This is a genomic window from Sungkyunkwania multivorans (assembly GCF_042675645.1).
Classification (GTDB): domain Bacteria; phylum Bacteroidota; class Bacteroidia; order Flavobacteriales; family Flavobacteriaceae; genus Sungkyunkwania; species Sungkyunkwania multivorans.
Map to the genome: position 1 here is coordinate 1 of NZ_JBHTJH010000004.1, position 15,905 is coordinate 15,905.

The 15,905-nt window shown below is 41.8% G+C and carries 17 protein-coding genes and 1 tRNA gene; 7 read left to right on the plus strand and 11 right to left on the minus strand.

What is annotated here, in order from left to right; all coding sequences use genetic code 11:
* Positions 1–481: 481 nt before the first annotated feature.
* From ACFQ1M_RS02970 to ACFQ1M_RS02990, 5 genes are all read right to left on the minus strand, one after another.
* Positions 482–1,558, minus strand: a complete 1,077-nt coding sequence (locus ACFQ1M_RS02970) for a porin (protein WP_386403655.1) — start codon at positions 1,556–1,558, stop codon at positions 482–484.
* 158 nt (positions 1,559–1,716) lie between these two features.
* Positions 1,717–2,967 (minus strand): ammonium transporter, encoded by a 1,251-nt coding sequence (locus tag ACFQ1M_RS02975; RefSeq protein ID WP_386403658.1) that lies wholly within the window; start codon positions 2,965–2,967, stop codon positions 1,717–1,719.
* Between the two features lie 61 nt (positions 2,968–3,028).
* The gene (locus ACFQ1M_RS02980) at positions 3,029–3,367 is read right to left on the minus strand and encodes a P-II family nitrogen regulator (RefSeq protein WP_386403661.1); all 339 of its coding nucleotides are present in this window, start codon (positions 3,365–3,367) and stop codon (positions 3,029–3,031) included.
* 271 nt (positions 3,368–3,638) lie between these two features.
* The gene (crcB, locus tag ACFQ1M_RS02985; protein ID WP_386403664.1) at positions 3,639–4,010 is read right to left on the minus strand and encodes a fluoride efflux transporter CrcB; all 372 of its coding nucleotides are present in this window, start codon (positions 4,008–4,010) and stop codon (positions 3,639–3,641) included.
* A gap of 189 nt (positions 4,011–4,199) precedes the next feature.
* Positions 4,200–5,243, minus strand: a complete 1,044-nt coding sequence (locus ACFQ1M_RS02990) for an SRPBCC family protein (RefSeq protein ID WP_386403667.1) — start codon at positions 5,241–5,243, stop codon at positions 4,200–4,202.
* Positions 5,244–5,354: 111 nt separating this feature from the next.
* Between ACFQ1M_RS02990 and ACFQ1M_RS02995 the strand changes: the two genes are divergently transcribed.
* Positions 5,355–7,385 (plus strand): dipeptidyl-peptidase 3 family protein, encoded by a 2,031-nt coding sequence (locus ACFQ1M_RS02995; protein ID WP_386403670.1) that lies wholly within the window; start codon positions 5,355–5,357, stop codon positions 7,383–7,385.
* A 58-nt stretch (positions 7,386–7,443) separates the two neighbouring features.
* Here ACFQ1M_RS02995 and ACFQ1M_RS03000 read toward each other — a convergent pair whose 3' ends face one another.
* The 6 genes from ACFQ1M_RS03000 to ACFQ1M_RS03025 form a co-directional block, all read right to left on the minus strand.
* A complete protein-coding gene (locus ACFQ1M_RS03000) occupies positions 7,444–8,280 on the minus strand; it encodes a hypothetical protein (RefSeq protein WP_386403673.1) in 837 nt (278 codons plus the stop codon).
* Between the two features lie 107 nt (positions 8,281–8,387).
* On the minus strand, positions 8,388–9,176 hold the full coding sequence (locus ACFQ1M_RS03005) for a hypothetical protein (RefSeq protein WP_386403676.1): 789 nt from the start codon (positions 9,174–9,176) through the stop codon (positions 8,388–8,390).
* A gap of 102 nt (positions 9,177–9,278) precedes the next feature.
* Positions 9,279–9,893, minus strand: a complete 615-nt coding sequence (locus tag ACFQ1M_RS03010; protein ID WP_386403679.1) for a response regulator — start codon at positions 9,891–9,893, stop codon at positions 9,279–9,281.
* Complete coding sequence (locus ACFQ1M_RS03015; protein ID WP_386403682.1) at positions 9,890–11,581, minus strand: sensor histidine kinase; 1,692 nt, start codon at positions 11,579–11,581, stop codon at positions 9,890–9,892. The genes ACFQ1M_RS03010 and ACFQ1M_RS03015 overlap by 4 nt, the downstream gene beginning before the upstream one ends.
* 46 nt (positions 11,582–11,627) lie before the next feature.
* Entirely contained in the window at positions 11,628–12,323 is a 696-nt protein-coding gene (locus ACFQ1M_RS03020; protein WP_386403685.1) for a hypothetical protein, read from the minus strand.
* Positions 12,324–12,493: 170 nt separating this feature from the next.
* A complete protein-coding gene (locus ACFQ1M_RS03025) occupies positions 12,494–12,679 on the minus strand; it encodes a hypothetical protein (protein ID WP_386403688.1) in 186 nt (61 codons plus the stop codon).
* 56 nt (positions 12,680–12,735) lie between these two features.
* Here ACFQ1M_RS03025 and ACFQ1M_RS03030 point away from each other — a divergent pair, with 56 nt between their 5' ends.
* The 6 genes from ACFQ1M_RS03030 to ACFQ1M_RS03055 all read left to right on the plus strand — a co-directional run bounded on the left by ACFQ1M_RS03030 (position 12,736) and on the right by ACFQ1M_RS03055 (position 15,653).
* Positions 12,736–13,122: a pyrophosphohydrolase domain-containing protein gene (locus ACFQ1M_RS03030; protein WP_386403691.1), complete on the plus strand. Its 387-nt coding sequence runs from the start codon at positions 12,736–12,738 to the stop codon at positions 13,120–13,122.
* 67 nt (positions 13,123–13,189) lie between these two features.
* Positions 13,190–13,720 (plus strand): isopentenyl-diphosphate Delta-isomerase, encoded by a 531-nt coding sequence (idi, locus tag ACFQ1M_RS03035; protein WP_386403694.1) that lies wholly within the window; start codon positions 13,190–13,192, stop codon positions 13,718–13,720.
* Positions 13,717–14,127, plus strand: a complete 411-nt coding sequence (locus ACFQ1M_RS03040; protein WP_386403697.1) for a 6-pyruvoyl trahydropterin synthase family protein — start codon at positions 13,717–13,719, stop codon at positions 14,125–14,127. The genes idi and ACFQ1M_RS03040 overlap by 4 nt, the downstream gene beginning before the upstream one ends.
* A 6-nt stretch (positions 14,128–14,133) precedes the next feature.
* Positions 14,134–15,123 carry a type I phosphomannose isomerase catalytic subunit gene (locus ACFQ1M_RS03045; RefSeq protein WP_386403700.1) on the plus strand — a complete coding sequence of 330 codons (990 nt, stop codon included), beginning with the start codon at positions 14,134–14,136 and terminating at the stop codon, positions 15,121–15,123.
* Positions 15,124–15,197: 74 nt separating this feature from the next.
* Positions 15,198–15,467 (plus strand): hypothetical protein, encoded by a 270-nt coding sequence (locus ACFQ1M_RS03050; RefSeq protein ID WP_386403703.1) that lies wholly within the window; start codon positions 15,198–15,200, stop codon positions 15,465–15,467.
* Positions 15,468–15,579: 112 nt separating this feature from the next.
* Positions 15,580–15,653 (plus strand) — tRNA-Thr (locus tag ACFQ1M_RS03055).
* Positions 15,654–15,905: the final 252 nt, after the last annotated feature.

Below are 15,905 nucleotides of genomic sequence, written 5' to 3' on the forward strand. Positions count from 1 at the left end.
ACGGCAAAGAGGCCCACAAAATTGGGGCGGGTAGGAGAGAAGATCATTGAAAATGCACAATGGGCCTGCCCGAAAGAATTATAAGTTAAGGCATTGCACGTAACTTGTATATAAACGCAATGGCGTTTATTTCCTATGTATAAACGTACCCACTAAAATAGCACAATTTTGCGGGCATTGCCGTTTCTAACCGTTAAAAACAGGTAATTTGAATAGCCGATAAACAGGGAGATACACATCATAAATCAGTTCTATATAAAGTTCTTATAGAATTTAAGGACTTTCAATGCTGCTCGGAGAAAAGCGCGATGTAAGCGCTTACAAATGTTTACAAGCGTTTACAAGCGACTACAAACGTTTAAATTTTTCTAATCGGATAGCATCTACGACGACATGCTTACAAAAAAGGAGACCTCCCATTGGAGGCCTCCGAAAAATTCAAGTAAACACAACCTAAACTTAAACTATATTCTATGTTATATTAGAACGAGTAAATGGCTGCTAAAGTAAAACTGGCTAGGCTCTTTTGAACGTCATCCAAGTCAGCATTGGGAATGATCTCATTCTCAAAGGAGTCGATTCTCAATTCTGGCTTAAAGGTAAGGCTCCCAACGGCATAACTTCCTGTTAGTGTCGCTGCAAAAACAGAGTCGTCATCCGCACCATCGGCAAAAACGGTAAAATATTCCCCTCTTAACCCAATGGCAAAAGCCTCCGAGGTCTTATATTGAGGATATAAGGCAAGACCGTAGAAGCCGTCACCATCCGTGTCGGCATAGGTCCCGTTAAAACCAAGGTAGAAGTCATCGGTGATATCGCTTCCCGCGGTAAGGTCTACCTGAAAGGTATTCTCTGCCCCAAGCTCTTGCTTTCCATACAAGAAGTTCAGATACGCACTGCTAGCATCTGTTGAGTATCCCAACTGCGCCCCATAGGTGTATAGACTTTCTGGATTGTCCGCCGTTAGGTCTGTTGGGTTCATCACCGATAGCATCGCCGACCAGTTATCGTCAATGGCAAAATCAGCCTTTAGACCGGCATGCGAAAACGGTCCGTTGCTAAACATATACGACGTGCTGTAGTTGAAGTTCCCTGTAGGAGAGATGACCTCGTACCCGAGGTACGTGTTGAAATTACCAAAGGTCAATGTCACGACCTCGCTCACTTTCCAGTATACATACAACTGATTGACGATGTTGGTAGACCCCACAGGCGAACCAAAGACAGCCTCTTCTCCTCTTGGGCCAAAGACGAGGTCGGCCACAAAGCCTACTTTTTCACCTTCATAGCTGGCGATCACATTGGCCATTCCCAGCGCAAAGCCGTTGGCATTGGCAAAGGAGGTGGGAGGGGCGATAAATATTTCTCCGCCACTACCATCTGGGATGGTTTTGTTTGCCGAATTGATATTGGCTCTGTAATAGGCATCTACAGATCCACTTAGGCTAAATTTTTGTGCGGGTTCTTCTTCCTCTTGGGAGAAGCCAGTGAAACCGACGAGTAACACTGCGGTAAAAATTACTTTTTTTACGATCTTTGTGATTGTGATTGTTTTCATAATTGGGTAATCAAATAGTTTGTAGTTTGATCGTTGATCAAACGGTTACGTTTCGTTTTTGTAATTCAAGCTTTCCCATAGAAAATGATCTCACTTTTCCCGGAGTGCTCTGCCAAGCACTCCGGTCTTTTTATGGGAAAAGCAGTGGTTGTTATTGGTTAGGACATTTGGTCTAAAGTAAAGTCTGGATAAGCATCCATACCGTGCTCGTGAATATCCAGGCCTTCTACCTCTTCTTCTTTGCTTACGCGCAATCCTATCGTCTTCTTTATAGTAAAGAGGAATAAGAATGCGGTGACCACACAGAATGCTCCGATGATACCTACGCCTGCGAGTTGCACTAGAAATTGGTTCAAGCTTGCCAATTCTCCAAATATTCCTACGGCCAAGGTGCCCCAAATACCGCATATCAGGTGAACGGCGATAGCACCTACCGGGTCGTCCAATTTCAATTTGTCTATCAAGGCAACACCCAATACGATGATCACCCCTGCAATCAGGCCGATCAAAATAGCATCGGTAATGCCCATTTTATCTGCACCAGCGGTGATTCCTACCAGACCTCCAAGAATTCCGTTCAAGAACATGGTGAGGTCGTAGTTCTTATATAATATTGTTGACATAAAAAAGGAGGCGAGTCCACCGGCAGCTGCTGCCAAACAGGTGGTGACCAAGACAAGAGAGGTCAATCCAGGATCTGCAGATAATACAGAACCACCGTTAAATCCAAACCAACCTAGCCAAAGGATCAATACCCCGGCGGTCGCCAATGGAATATTATGTCCAGGAATGGCTTTTGGTTTACCATCTTTGCCAAATTTGCCGATCCTTGCGCCTAGCAATGCCACAGCGACCAAGGCAGCCCATCCGCCAACGGAGTGTACCAAAGTGGATCCTGCAAAGTCATAGAATCCCCAGCCATCTAGGAAGCCAGTTCCCCATTTCCATGAGCCTACTATTGGATATACCAATCCTACGTAAAGGATGGTGAATAGCATAAAGCTTGGAAGTTTGATTCGTTCTGCGACTGCCCCAGAGACGATGGTCGCGGCAGTGGCGGCGAACATCCCTTGAAAGAGAAAGTCGGTCCAGTAGGTGTAACCAGCGTTATAGGACAAGTCCAGAGCTCCTTCTACAGTCGGGGCGCTGAGTCCAAAAAGATCAACAAAGTAATCGGGGAGTACGCCACCCAGTGAAAAGCTTCCTGGATACATTAGGTTAAAACCTACCAAAGCATACAGGATCAACCCGATGGTGATAATAAAGATATTTTTGAATAGAATGTTAATGGTGTTCTTTTGTCTGGTGAGCCCTATCTCTAAAAAGGCAAAGCCCAAGTGCATAAAAAAGACAAGTCCTGTACAGATCATCATCCATACGTTGTCTACTGTGCTTACTGTCGTTTCCATAGTAATTTGATAATGTTAGTTGTTGCGATGCGAATGCATCTTTTAGTGTTTAGTTGTTGGTTTACTGAAGTGAAGGTTTTCCGGTTTCCTTGGTTCGGATACGATAGGCTTCCTGCACGTCGCTCACAAAGATCTTCCCATCGCCCACGTTTCCAGTTTGGGCGGAGTCTAAAATGGCGTTTACCGTACGATCAAGAAATTCATCCGAAACAACGATCTCTAAATACCTTCGCTGAATGTCGGCAGTGCTATAGCTGATACCGCGATAGACATGGCCTTTGGTTTCATTGCCGACGCCGGTAACATCCCAGTAGCTGAAGAATGTTACATCTACTTGATGAAGTGCGTCCCTAACTTCATCAAATTTGGATTTTCTAATGATTGCTTCTACTTTTTTCATAATTGAATTTTGATAGGCTAAAACTATGTTAAAAATAGTTACCCTCAAAAAATAGGGGGTATGTGCAAGTATTTTTATCAATTAGAAAAAAACCACCCCTATAAAATTAGGGGTGTATAAATTTAGTATGATAATATTGCTATATATGCATTCGTTTTTTGAGGTTATAACGCACTCAAATCTGCAATCATTCGATCTCATTTTTTTACGAAAACGTTTTCATAACAAAACGATCAAACGCAATGAATTTTGAAATAAGAAAGGGAGGGTGTTACCATAGTTTTGCAAGCTCCATGCCTCCAAAGACGGCAAGAAAGCCAATGACGAAACTACCAATGGTATACACCGCAAAAGTTATAAGATCCCCAGCCTTTAAGAAGACATGATTTTCATAGGCAAATGCTGAGAAGGTGGTGAATCCACCACAAAAGCCGGTAGCAAGTAGCAATGTGTAGTTTTGTGAAAGAGCTTCGTGTTTTGCCGCGAGACCAAGGATGATGCCTATAAGAAGACTCCCAAGAATGTTGGCCAAAAAGGTGCCGTACGGAATACCATCCTCTGGGCTGTTCAGAAATTTGCCGATGGTAAAGCGCAAAACGCTTCCAAAGCCACCACCAATAAAAACCAAGACCAACTGTTTCATGCGATAAAGAGTTCCTTGCGACAAATATAGCTTTTCCTGCGATTGTCGCTACCAAAAGTAATACAAAAGAAAAAGCCCTAACAAACGAGGTTGTTTAGGGCTCTTATCGTGTTGGTAACCTGACTGCCTATCCTCCGTACTAGACTTCGGAAGGCGGGCCGTCAGGCAAGTTGCAACAGCCTGTTACGATCATTGCGCTTTTAGCGGATAGTAGACATCCGTCTGTATTTCTATGGGCTTCACCGACGCCGGATCATTGACATACATCTCATAGACAACACCCGTTGGCACTAGATTGTTCTCCTTCAGGTATTTTTCGATAGCCATATGCGCTTCCTGGTCGCCATTGCCGTAATTCCCGTACTTAGAGATGGTCACTACCTCACCTGCTGGCATATCCATTTTTTGCATTCCCTTTCCAGGTACCAGATCCTTATAAAGAAAAACACCTATCATAAATTCAGATTCACCTGTTTCCTCATTCCAGCTTGTAAAGATGGCTCCAGGCATATAATCATCACCATAGTTTAGGCCAGCTTCCGCTACATATTTTCCTGCTTTCGGCAGCGATTCCTCAAAGGCTTTGGTCATTTCAGCATGGTCGATCTTGGTCTTGTGCGCGATACCGATAAATTTCTGTGCATCCTGAGTTTTTTTGGAGATATCACCTAATTTGAAAGCTTTCATGGCAGCATATTCCTTGGCTTGGATCTGTGTAACGCTGTCCAATTTTTCCAAACCTCTTTCAAACATAGGCCCCATCATAGCATCATAACCACCACTAATGGCGCTGAATATCTTAAAGATATAAGGGGTGTTCTCTGATTTGATTCCCCAGGTGACCTCAGTGCCGCCATCTTTAGGTTCGAACTTCCAGAAACCCTCGGATGATCCGAAGCCCTCAAAGGTCATCTCGTTTTTAATGGCAGCGTTTTCTTTGGCTTCCACCATTTTCATGCTTCCATTACCATCTTTACCACTCCAGCTATAGGATGCTCCTGTGCCTTTGGTCTGGTCTCCATAAGAGAAGGTCATGCTTGGGTCTTGCTCTAACCAAGGTCCCCAAGCTTCCCAGTTCTTGTAATCACTTACATTATTGTAAACAACTTCCACTGGTGCTTCCAGCGTTCTTGTACGCGAAACTTCATATTCGCTGGGTTGTGTGGCTGCATAAATAAGAAATCCAACCACCACCACTACGATCAGAAGCAGTAGATACTTTAAAATTTTCATCGTTTATTTATTTTGGGTTGTTAGTATAGCTAAAGTACGAATTTTTCAAGTTTTCAGATGTTTCATTGGGAATATGTACATTTGTTTTGCCTAAAACTAAAAATTAAACAAATGAGAGCAATAAAAGGATTGTGGAGCTTGTCTTTGGGACTCGCTCTGATGATCTCTTGTGTAGAAAACACCAAGGAGAGCGTCGAGAAGAAACCTGTTAAAAAGGTTGCGTTTGACTATACGGTGGATCAATTCGCCGATCTAAAGATCTTGAGATATCAAATACCTGGCTGGGAAGACCTTAGCCTTAAAGAACAAAAACTGGTCTATTATCTCACGCAGGCGGGTCTCGCCGGTAGAGATATCATGTGGGATCAGAATTACAGACATAATTTGACCATCCGCAAGGCGTTGGAAAATATATATACTTCCTACAATGGCGACAAGAATACCGAGGCATGGAAAAATTTTGAGACCTATCTGAAGCGTGTTTGGTTCTCTAATGGGATTCATCATCACTATTCTACCGATAAGATGAAGCCAGATTTTTCAAGGGAATACCTCCAAGAGCTCCTGGCGGCTACTCAGACTACGCTAGAAGGGGAAGCATTTGAGGTGATATTCAATGATCAAGATGCTAAGAAGGTGAATTTGTCCAAGGATGTTGACAATGTGCTGGCTTCTGCGGTTAATTTTTATGGCCCAGATGTAACTGCCGATGATGTTGCCGCTTTCTATGCGGAAAAAAAGAAAAATATCGATCCAGACAAACCAATCGAGTTAGGGCTCAATTCAACGCTGGTAAAAGAAAACGGCCAGTTGGTAGAAAAGGTTTGGAAGAGCGGTGGTACCTATGGCACAGCGATCGACAAGATCATTTATTGGTTAGAAAAGGCACAGACGGTGGCACACGATGAAACTCAGGCAAAACAATTGGGATTGCTCATCGATTATTATGCCACTGGCGACCTCAAAACTTGGGATGACTATAATATCGTATGGGCGACCAATACCGCTGGGAATATCGATTATATCAATGGATTTATTGAAGTATACAACGATCCGGTAGGCTATAGAGGTTCTTATGAGACCATTGTGGAGATCAAGGACTTTGATATGTCCGCAAAAATGGCTGTGCTGTCTGAAAATGCGCAATGGTTTGAAGACAATGCGCCACTGATGCAAGAACACAAAAAGGACAATGTAGTTGGTGTTTCGTACAAGACGGTGAATGTTGCAGGTGAAGCTGGAGATGCTTCTCCAAGCACTCCGATAGGGGTTAATCTGCCAAATAACAATTGGATTCGTCAACAACATGGTTCCAAATCGGTATCGCTTGGAAACATTATCGAGGCCTATAACAATGCAGGAAGTAGCGGAAGGCTGGAAGAGTTTGCGCATGACGAAGAAGAGGTGGAACTGGAGAAGAAGTACGGGCAATTGGCCGACAAGCTACACACCGCCTTGCATGAAGTTGTCGGACATGCTTCAGGACAAATAAACCCTGGAGTCGGTACGCCAAAGGAAACACTGAAAAATTACGCTTCTACTTTAGAAGAAGGAAGAGCGGACTTGGTAGGCCTGTATTATTTGATGGATCCCAAGTTACAAGAATTGGGCTTGGTAGAGGATTGGGAAGCTGTTGGGAAGGCAGCTTACGATGGCTACATCCGAAATGGTCTGATGACCCAATTGATTCGTTTGAATCTAGGGGAAGATGTAGAGGAATCGCACATGCGTAATCGTCAATGGGTAAGTGCCTGGGTGTTTGAAAAAGGGAAGGCTGACAATGTTATTTCTAAGGTCACCCGTGATGGTAAGACCTATTATAATGTAAATGACTATGCCAAATTAAGGGCGCTCTTTGGCGAATTGCTTAAAGAAACCCAACGTATAAAATCGGAAGGCGATTTCGCTGCTGCGCAATCCTTGGTAGAAGACTATGGGGTGAAGGTGGACCAGGAGGTTCACAAGGAAGTGCTTGAGCGAAACAAAAAGTTCAAGTCAGCACCGTACAGTGGTTTTGTGAATCCTGTATTGGTGCCCGAAACAAATGATGCCGGAGAGATCACAGCGATCAAGGTAACACAGCCTGCGAGTTTTGAGGAGCAGATGTTGATGTATGCGAAGGAATATGGGACTCTGGAATAATAAAAGATCAAGATGTTGAATAAAAACCCGCCAATTGGCGGGTTTTTCGGTCTGGAGTTTATCCTTTATTTTCCAATTCACCCTCTTTTGATTCTGATAAGGAGAAACCGATATTAATTCCAATTCCTAGCCATGTTTTTCTGTCATACTTCCAATTTATATTCTTGTCCTCGTTTCCTAAAAAATCTTTTCCTAATTGTATTCCAACGTTGATAGATTCGCTTAGATGTATCATTGCGCCTAGGGACAGGCTAAATGCATTTGCGGAACGATTAGCGTCTTCTCCATCAGCCACTGTGAGATCACTGTTTTCAGGATTTAGACTAACTTTCGACAGACCAATTCCTAAGGTCCCTTCTACAATCCATTTATTTTCTTGATACTTATTCATCCTAAATTGAAATCCAGTATTCATTCCGATAGTCACGTTCTGTTCAAAATCAAAATCATCAAGTCTAAGTTTAAAGGGAATTGTGAAAATTCCGGCTCTAACACCTTTAAATCGTGGATAGATCTTAATGGTGTGTTTTAGAAATTCTTCCTTGGTTATCTGATGAATTTTTCTATTCCTTAAATCATCTGCATCGACGACATTGTCGAGATTTTTAGCGCCATAAAGACCAAATCCAATTTCTTCTTTACCTTCACTGTAATAGTATTTATTGTTTAAAAGCTTCGCTTTTTCTGAGCCTGATGAAAATTTATAGTATTGAAATTTGACCTTCGAGTCTGATGTGTCGATGACCTTTATCCTGTGTCCCTCTCTATATTGAAGCAATTCGCCTTGATTGATTGCGGTAATAGAGTTTTTGAATTCAAAATTTCCGCTTAGCTTTTGTGAATAACAATTCAAGCAGATAAGCGCAAATGAAAAAGAAATAATTAGAGATTTCATGGTGCAGTTTTTAATATTACGTTATGCTAAACTACTTCTTGCAACCCCACAAAAAAATCCCTATAAGTAGGGATTTTAATCGGACGAGTTCGGATGGAATAACCGACCTAAAGCTCTGAGTCATTCTCAAAATCAAATTCTGGTTCACCAAAATACAGGTCAAGTTCCTTTTGTTTGTATGCTTCTGGAGAAGCGAGGTCCATGGCATCTACACCACTCATTTTAAAGATTGGTTTCATTAGCAGGTGACTTCTAACTTTTGAAACTTTGAATAATGGCGTGATTCCTCTTTGTGCAATCATTTTAGTAGAAAGGTCTTTGGAGAAGGATAATCCAAAGTTTAGTTCAGCATCAGCGATGTCCAACTGTTTGCTTCCAAGTTCTCCATTCACTTTTAGGTCGATCTTCCCTTCTTTGGAGCTCGAGATGATCACGCTTCCGCTTTCAGCATTGATCAATTCCGTAATAACGGCCCAATCCTTATTCCATTTGCCTTCTTTGTAAAGCTCCAACACTTTTTTCCCTAAAGCTACTTGGTTTTTTATTGCGGGAGTTTTGGTTTTGTTGGCCTTGAATAGGATCGCATTTTCTTTAGAGAATGAGACCGATATTCCGGCATCAGCTTCACTTAAAGTACTACCCGTAGGGGTTGCTGTTCCTGAAAGCTTGGTAATGATGGATACGCTTCCCTTAGATGAAAATTCGAGGTCGGCAGGGGTGTCATCTGGTTCTATTTCAAAAGAAATGCCATGTTCGGATAGATTTCCAATCTTTGTAAATTCCTTGCCTCTTAGGATTCCAATATCTCCTAGTTCTAAGGGGGTTCCAGGTAGCCAAGTAGCCAGATATCTAAACTGGCGATACATTTCAAGGGTGTAAATTCTTCTAGTTTTCATGTGATACTTTATTTATGTTGATTCTACAAAAGTATCTGACTATCTAACGCTAGGGTATACCCATTAATGGTGATTATGAATTGATTAACAGCTATTAACTCGTTAAAAATCGTATTTTTTCTCAACAGCATATCGTATGAGCTCACCAGTGCCACTTAGTTCCAACTTTCGGATCATGTTCTTACGATGTGTATCAACGGTACTCTTTCCAATAAAGAGCTGATTGGCAATTTCGAGAGAGGTATTTCCCTTACCAATGAGTGTTAGGATTTCTTTTTCGCGCGAAGAGAGCACACTTTTTGAAGTGTTCTTTTTTGAGGAAGGTAGATGGACCTTTTTATCATAATAGGTATTTCCTTTGGCAACGGTTCGTATGGCCTCTAAAACGACCTGAAGCGATGAGTTTTTCAATATATAGCCTTTTGCCCCGGCAGAGAGCATTTGTCTTATGGCTTCTTCTTGGTCGAACATGGTGAAGGCGATCACCTTTGTGTCTGGAAATTCTTTAGTGATCTGCTGGGTTGCTTCAATGCCATCCATTTTGGGCATTCGAATGTCACAAAGCACCAGCTTGGGCCTTTTTTTTGCTACAATATCTAATAGCACCTCTCCGTCATTGGCTTGTCCAACGATCTTGATATCGTCTTCAAACTCCAAGTACGATTGTATTCCATCGATCAATGCCTGATGGTCCTCTGCTATGGCTATCGTGATCATAAGGGTATGTCTATAATAATAGAAGTTCCTTTTCCGAGGATGCTATCTACGGTAAAAGAACCTTCTAAATGTTCTATGCGTTTGGCAATATTGTTAAGCCCAATTCCTGATTTTCGAGGGTCGATCTGATGTGTATCGAATCCTTTTCCGTCATCTTCGATCAAAATATTTAGGCTGTCATCATGTTGCGTGAATTGGATGGTAGCACGTTTGGCATCTGCATGTCTAATGATGTTGGTGATCAATTCTTGGATAATCCTAAATATCATCAGTTCCATGGAGTTTTCCATACGTTCCTCTAGACCATAGTCCATGACTTCGATCTCTATTTTGTTAGTAGCGGAGATATTCTTCGCCATATTTGTAACGGCAGGCAATAAGCCCTGGCTTGCCATCACTCCAGCATTCTTTGCATGGGCGATGCCGCGAATCTTTTGATAGGCCTTGTCAAGTAACTTATGAGTATTTTTTAGTGCAGGGTCTTCTTTGTCTGCTTTGATGTTTTCGAAATGTAATTTTACAGTGGCCATTAGGCTTCCCAAATCATCATGAAGTTCATTGGCCACTCGTTGCCGCTCCTTCTCTTGCCCAGTGATCATGGCATCGATACTTGCTAATTCTTGTTCTTTGAGTAAGGTGGTCACTTTTTGTCGCTCTATTTCCTGCTGTTGCTCTGCAAGTCTGCGTTTTTTGAGAGTGTTTTTTTGTATAAGGAGCGCAATACTGACACCCAAGAAAATAAAAGCAAGTCCGCCGATGATCAAATACCGATTGATTTGTTGAAGTTGTTGGTTTTTTTGTTCTTTTTTTTCTGTTTGATACTTAGTGTTAATCTCTGATATAACCTTGTTTTGCTCTAGTAAGTTAATACTGTCGCGAATGGTTAAGATCTGTTTCAGCTGAACCTCAGAATTCTTATAGTCCTTAAGGGCCCCGTAGCACTCCTGAAGCCGCTCCGCCAATATCAAACTTTTCTTCAATGCAAATTTTTTGATCGGGAGTGCTTTGGCCAGTTTGTACTGCTCAATGGCCATAGTATAATTTTGATCGAATTTATATGAGTTGCCTGTATTGAGTAAAATGTTCCATTGAAGATCGTTGTTTTTAATTTCTTTTGCAATTATCAACCCTTTGGAAAAGTAATGGCGAGCCGAATCGGATTGTTTCATATTATTCAAAAAGAGAAGACCGATATTGGCATAGGAAGCACCGACCCTATAAGTATCTTCAACTTCCTTATAATGCTCGATGGCGTCCAAGAAGTGTTTCTTAGCAATAGTACCGTCTTTATTTTCAAATTCCTTTATGGCTAATTCTCGTGATGCCTTGGCCTTCCAATTTGGGTCATTGCTACGCTTGGCATACTTGATGAAATTTTCAAAATAACTTTTTGATTCAATATCCAAATTGTTCTGACTATCTAGTAAGGTATAGATCCTATAATTCACCTCAGCGATCCTTTCCGTTTCTCCAGACATTTCAAAGGCGAGTAGTGCCTTTTTGTAGATGGATAGGGCGAGTTCTTCTTTGTTCAAATTCTCCAAAGCTTGACCCGCCATTAGCATTGCGGCGTTTTCATCTGCCCCAAAGAACTGCCTGTTCTCTTCCCAATAAGATAGGGCAGTATCGTACTTCTGGGTTTCTACCAGGACTGTAAGACTATCCAGCAAGGGTTTCTCCTGTGCCATGGTAGTATGGCTCAATAAGAGCAGAAACGCTATGTAAAGGATTTTTTTAACCACCGGAAATGACGCCGCCACCGCTTTCTTTTGGCTGGTATTTAATGAGTTTGATAGAATCACAAGGCTTATTGAGACTTTCAAGGCGTTGTCGGTTTGTGGATGAAACCCCTCTGGCATATGCGGGATGTGGTTGTCGTGCGAGATCGTTTCTAAAGATGGAGGCAATAGCCCGTTTTTGTGCTGGATAACAATTATCATGCAGCACATACACCTTCATCTTTTTTGAGTGTGGGTTTTGAATGTTTCCAAAACCAACGCTGCTCATAGGAATTTTGGCTTGAATTATCCGGGTGACTGGTAGCTCATTGGTTTCCTTTCCAATTGAATCCTTCAGCACTACCAATAGGCAGTTGTGTTTGCCAAGGCTGATATTCTCGAATATGGTTTCGGATAAGATAAAGTGGTTGGAAGTGACCGGAATTTCAATATCGATGGTGTCCATGTCAAATTCGCCTTCAGAAATGTATCTTTTATACCCCAAATTAGGTCGGTACCGCCCATTGAGAGTACTATTCCAACGAAGATCTGCATAGCTGTGCCCTATATCTCGATAAGCGTCATTCTGAAGCGAACTGCTCGGATTTGAAGTTTCATCCTTCAGAGGTGCAACTTGTTTTTTCTCCTCTTTACAGTTAATAAATAGTAGCCCAGCCATTAGTGGAGCCAGCAAAAATTTTGAAGTTTTCATTTATATAGATCAGTTGGATTAATGAAACAAAATTCGTGCAATTCAAAATAAAAAACCATCCCCATTCCTAGGGATTTTTTTAAAATAATTGGATTTACAGAATTAAGGAGGGAGATTGTAGTATTAAAACTACGAAATTATTTTTGAACGCTTATTCTAATTCCACTTTGTCACTTCAACAGTTCCTTAATACCGAAAAGGACAAAGATGAAGGCGATGATCAGTACCAAGATCCAAATACTGCCTTTATAGTACTTTTTATGGAGCTTCAGGTCTTTGCGGTAGGTGAAAATCATCACCACAGTGAATGCGACGATGAAAAATGCTGCAAAAATCAATTGACCTGTACTAAACATATTATTGGTATTTTTATGCGAAATTAACTAAAAAAGAATTCAATTAGATCGTCACTATGAAAAGAAAGTTAGCCGCCGTTGAGGAATTTCATGCGGCCTTTGGTTTGGGGATTCAGCAATCGCCAACAGCAGCCTTGGGAGAGGCAAAGAACCTACTTAGATATAAGCTGATGCGTGAAGAGAATGAAGAATACCTCGAGGCTGCAAATAATGGAGACCTCGTTGAGGTTGCCGATGCTTTGGGCGATATGTTGTATATCTTGTGCGGGACGATCCTGGAACATGGTATGCAGCATAAGATCGAAGAGGTCTTTGAAGAGATCCAACGGAGTAATATGAGCAAGTTGGGGTCTGACGGAAAACCTATTTATAGAGATGATGGCAAGGTGTTGAAAGGGCCCAATTACTTTAAGCCAAATATTGCTGAAATATTGGACAAATAAGGTATTCTATCTTGGTTTACATAAATTAACAAAGCTTTAATAAGCTATTTTGTAGTTTTGTGCTGCTATGAAAGAAGAAAAAGTAATACTCGTCAACGAGCGCGATGAGCAGATCGGATTGATGAATAAGTTGGAGGCTCACGAAAAAGCACTCTTACACAGGGCGTTCTCTGTATTTATCCTTAACGAGAAGGGCGAACTGATGCTTCAGCAAAGAGCTAAGCATAAATACCATTCACCCGGACTATGGACGAATACATGTTGCAGCCATCAGCGTGCCGGAGAAAGTAATATCGCTGCTGGGAAAAGACGATTACAAGAAGAGATGGGCTTTGTGACCGAGCTTGAAGAAAGTATCTCCTTTATTTACAAGGCGCCTTTTGACAATGGTTTAACAGAGCACGAATACGATCACGTTTTGGTCGGTTATTACGAAGCAGCACCATCGATCAATAAAGACGAAGTTGCCTCTTGGAAATGGATGCAACTCGAAGAGGTGAAAAAAGACATCGAACAACAGCCAGAGCTATATACGGCTTGGTTCAAGATCATTTTTGAAAAATTTTATTCTCACATCGAAGCCTTCAATAAGCAATGAGAGTCACAGTAACAAGAAAAGCACATTTTAATGCAGCACACCGACTTTATCGGAAGGATTGGAGTGGGGAAAAGAACGCTCAGATCTTTGGAAAGTGCAGCAATCCCAATTTCCATGGACACAATTATGAAATGGAAGTAAGTGTCACTGGGGCCATTGATGAGGAGACCGGTTATGTGATCGATATGAAGATCTTGAAGGATCTGATCAAGTCCGAGATAGAGGATGCGTTCGATCATAAGAATTTAAATATAGAAGTTCCGGAGTTTAAGGATCTTAATCCTACAGCCGAAAATATCGTTGTGGTTATTTGGAGCAAATTGAGGAGCAAGTTGGCCTTGGATCTAGATTTGGAAGTGGTCTTATATGAGACCCCTCGAAACTTTGTGAAATTCTCAGGCAACTAAGAATATTTGAATTATAAAACCACAAGATTGAACGGATACCCCTTAAAATTTCATCCAATATTTAAAGAGCGCCTCTGGGGAGGCCAGAAACTAAAGACCGTGCTTAAAAAAGAGATCACGGGTGATACTATTGGAGAGAGTTGGGAGCTATCTGCTGTCGAAGACAACGTCTCTATCGTAAGCAACGGACCCTGGAAAGGGCAATCGCTGCAAGCGTTGATAGAGATGTATGGAGAAGATCTTTTAGGTGCGCATGTTTATCGAACCTTCGGAAATAGCTTTCCCATTCTCATCAAGTTCATCGATGCCAAAAAAGACCTGTCCATTCAACTACATCCCAATGACGATTTAGCACGAGAGCGCCACGACTCATTTGGAAAGACGGAGATGTGGCATGTGATGCAGGCGGATGAGGAAGCCGAGCTCATCATTGGTTTTAACAAGGATGTGACTCAAGAAGAGTATCGAGAACACCTAGACAACAATACCCTATCCAACATTTTGAATTATGAGCAGGTAACGAAAGGAGATACTTTCTTTATCAATGTGGGCAAGGTCCATGCCATTGGCGCGGGAGTTTTACTCGCCGAAATACAGCAAACATCCGATATCACCTATCGCATCTATGATTGGAATCGGAAGGATAAGGATGGAAACACCAGAGAGCTGCATACAGAACTGGCGTTAGATGCTATAGATTATAAAAAAAAGGACGATTTTAGGGTGAGCTATCCGAAGGCAGTGAATAGCCCCAACGAGATGGTAACTTGTCCTTATTTTATCACCAACTATTTAGTTGTTGAAGGGGTATTGCACTTAGACCATTCTGACAAGGATTCCTTCGTGATATACATGTGTGTGGAAGGTAGCTGTAAAATTTTGGCGAATGATGTTGAGGAAGTTCTGGATACAGGGGAAACTCTGCTTATTCCCGCTACACTTAAAAATATAGAGATCCAAGGAGATCACGCACAATTATTGGAAGTGCATTTGTAAAACTACATGGAGTTGATGTACCTTTGCCTGCAATAATGATGTTAGGTCGACATCGAATAAAACAACAAGAAATTATGGCAAGTGTTAGAAATTTAAAGAAAGATATCAATTATGTGTTGGGGGATATTATCGAGGCGGTATACGAATGGGAGCTAGAGAATCCTGAGGCCGATACTGCCAAAGGTGAGAAGATCATCGATGAGGCTATCGCAGAATTTGATGCCTTGATGGCGGAGGTCAATAAAAAGGATGTGGAGGATAAGAAGGCGCATTTCAAAGGAATCAATGTCACCTTGGAAGAAAAGGGAAAGGCACTGATAAAAAAGGTGAATGCATTAAAATAATGAAGAGCTTTGATATAGAGGGCCTTGCTTTTGCAAGGCTTTTTTAGTTGTGAAAAATTGAGAGAAAATTATTTGCAGAAATCAATTTCAAAATTATATTTGCACCCGCATTGCCGATGTAGCTCAGCTGGCTAGAGCAGCTGATTTGTAATCAGCAGGTCGTGGGTTCGAGTCCCTCCATCGGCTCTGAAAAGCTCCTTTTGTATGAGGGGCTTTTTTTTGTGTAAAAATTTTCACTGACGACTTAAAGTGGGTGGCCAAAACTCAAAATTCGTAACTTATTAAAATACGAATTTTGAGTTTTGGCCGTAACTAGGTGTTTGGATCGGCGTAGGCTTTTTGAACCGTCGAGGTTGGCCGTAACTACGTGTTTGGATCGGCGTAGGCTTTTTGAACCCGTCCAGGTTGGCCGTAACTACGTGTTTGGATCGGCGTAGG

Excerpts from the sequence above, each read along its gene's own strand:
- ACFQ1M_RS02970 (WP_386403655.1), bottom strand. The coding sequence starts at position 1,558 with ATGAAAACAATCACAATCACAAAGATCGTAAAAAAAGTAATTTTTACC.
- ACFQ1M_RS02975 (WP_386403658.1), bottom strand. The coding sequence starts at position 2,967 with ATGGAAACGACAGTAAGCACAGTAGACAACGTATGGATGATGATCTGT.
- ACFQ1M_RS02980 (WP_386403661.1), bottom strand. The coding sequence starts at position 3,367 with ATGAAAAAAGTAGAAGCAATCATTAGAAAATCCAAATTTGATGAAGTT.
- crcB (WP_386403664.1), bottom strand. The coding sequence starts at position 4,010 with ATGAAACAGTTGGTCTTGGTTTTTATTGGTGGTGGCTTTGGAAGCGTT.
- ACFQ1M_RS02990 (WP_386403667.1), bottom strand. The coding sequence starts at position 5,243 with ATGAAAATTTTAAAGTATCTACTGCTTCTGATCGTAGTGGTGGTGGTT.
- ACFQ1M_RS02995 (WP_386403670.1), top strand. The coding sequence starts at position 5,355 with ATGAGAGCAATAAAAGGATTGTGGAGCTTGTCTTTGGGACTCGCTCTG.
- ACFQ1M_RS03000 (WP_386403673.1), bottom strand. The coding sequence starts at position 8,280 with ATGAAATCTCTAATTATTTCTTTTTCATTTGCGCTTATCTGCTTGAAT.
- ACFQ1M_RS03005 (WP_386403676.1), bottom strand. The coding sequence starts at position 9,176 with ATGAAAACTAGAAGAATTTACACCCTTGAAATGTATCGCCAGTTTAGA.
- ACFQ1M_RS03010 (WP_386403679.1), bottom strand. The coding sequence starts at position 9,893 with ATGATCACGATAGCCATAGCAGAGGACCATCAGGCATTGATCGATGGA.
- ACFQ1M_RS03015 (WP_386403682.1), bottom strand. The coding sequence starts at position 11,581 with ATGGCACAGGAGAAACCCTTGCTGGATAGTCTTACAGTCCTGGTAGAA.
- ACFQ1M_RS03020 (WP_386403685.1), bottom strand. The coding sequence starts at position 12,323 with ATGAAAACTTCAAAATTTTTGCTGGCTCCACTAATGGCTGGGCTACTA.
- ACFQ1M_RS03025 (WP_386403688.1), bottom strand. The coding sequence starts at position 12,679 with ATGTTTAGTACAGGTCAATTGATTTTTGCAGCATTTTTCATCGTCGCA.
- ACFQ1M_RS03030 (WP_386403691.1), top strand. The coding sequence starts at position 12,736 with ATGAAAAGAAAGTTAGCCGCCGTTGAGGAATTTCATGCGGCCTTTGGT.
- idi (WP_386403694.1), top strand. The coding sequence starts at position 13,190 with ATGAAAGAAGAAAAAGTAATACTCGTCAACGAGCGCGATGAGCAGATC.
- ACFQ1M_RS03040 (WP_386403697.1), top strand. The coding sequence starts at position 13,717 with ATGAGAGTCACAGTAACAAGAAAAGCACATTTTAATGCAGCACACCGA.
- ACFQ1M_RS03050 (WP_386403703.1), top strand. The coding sequence starts at position 15,198 with ATGGCAAGTGTTAGAAATTTAAAGAAAGATATCAATTATGTGTTGGGG.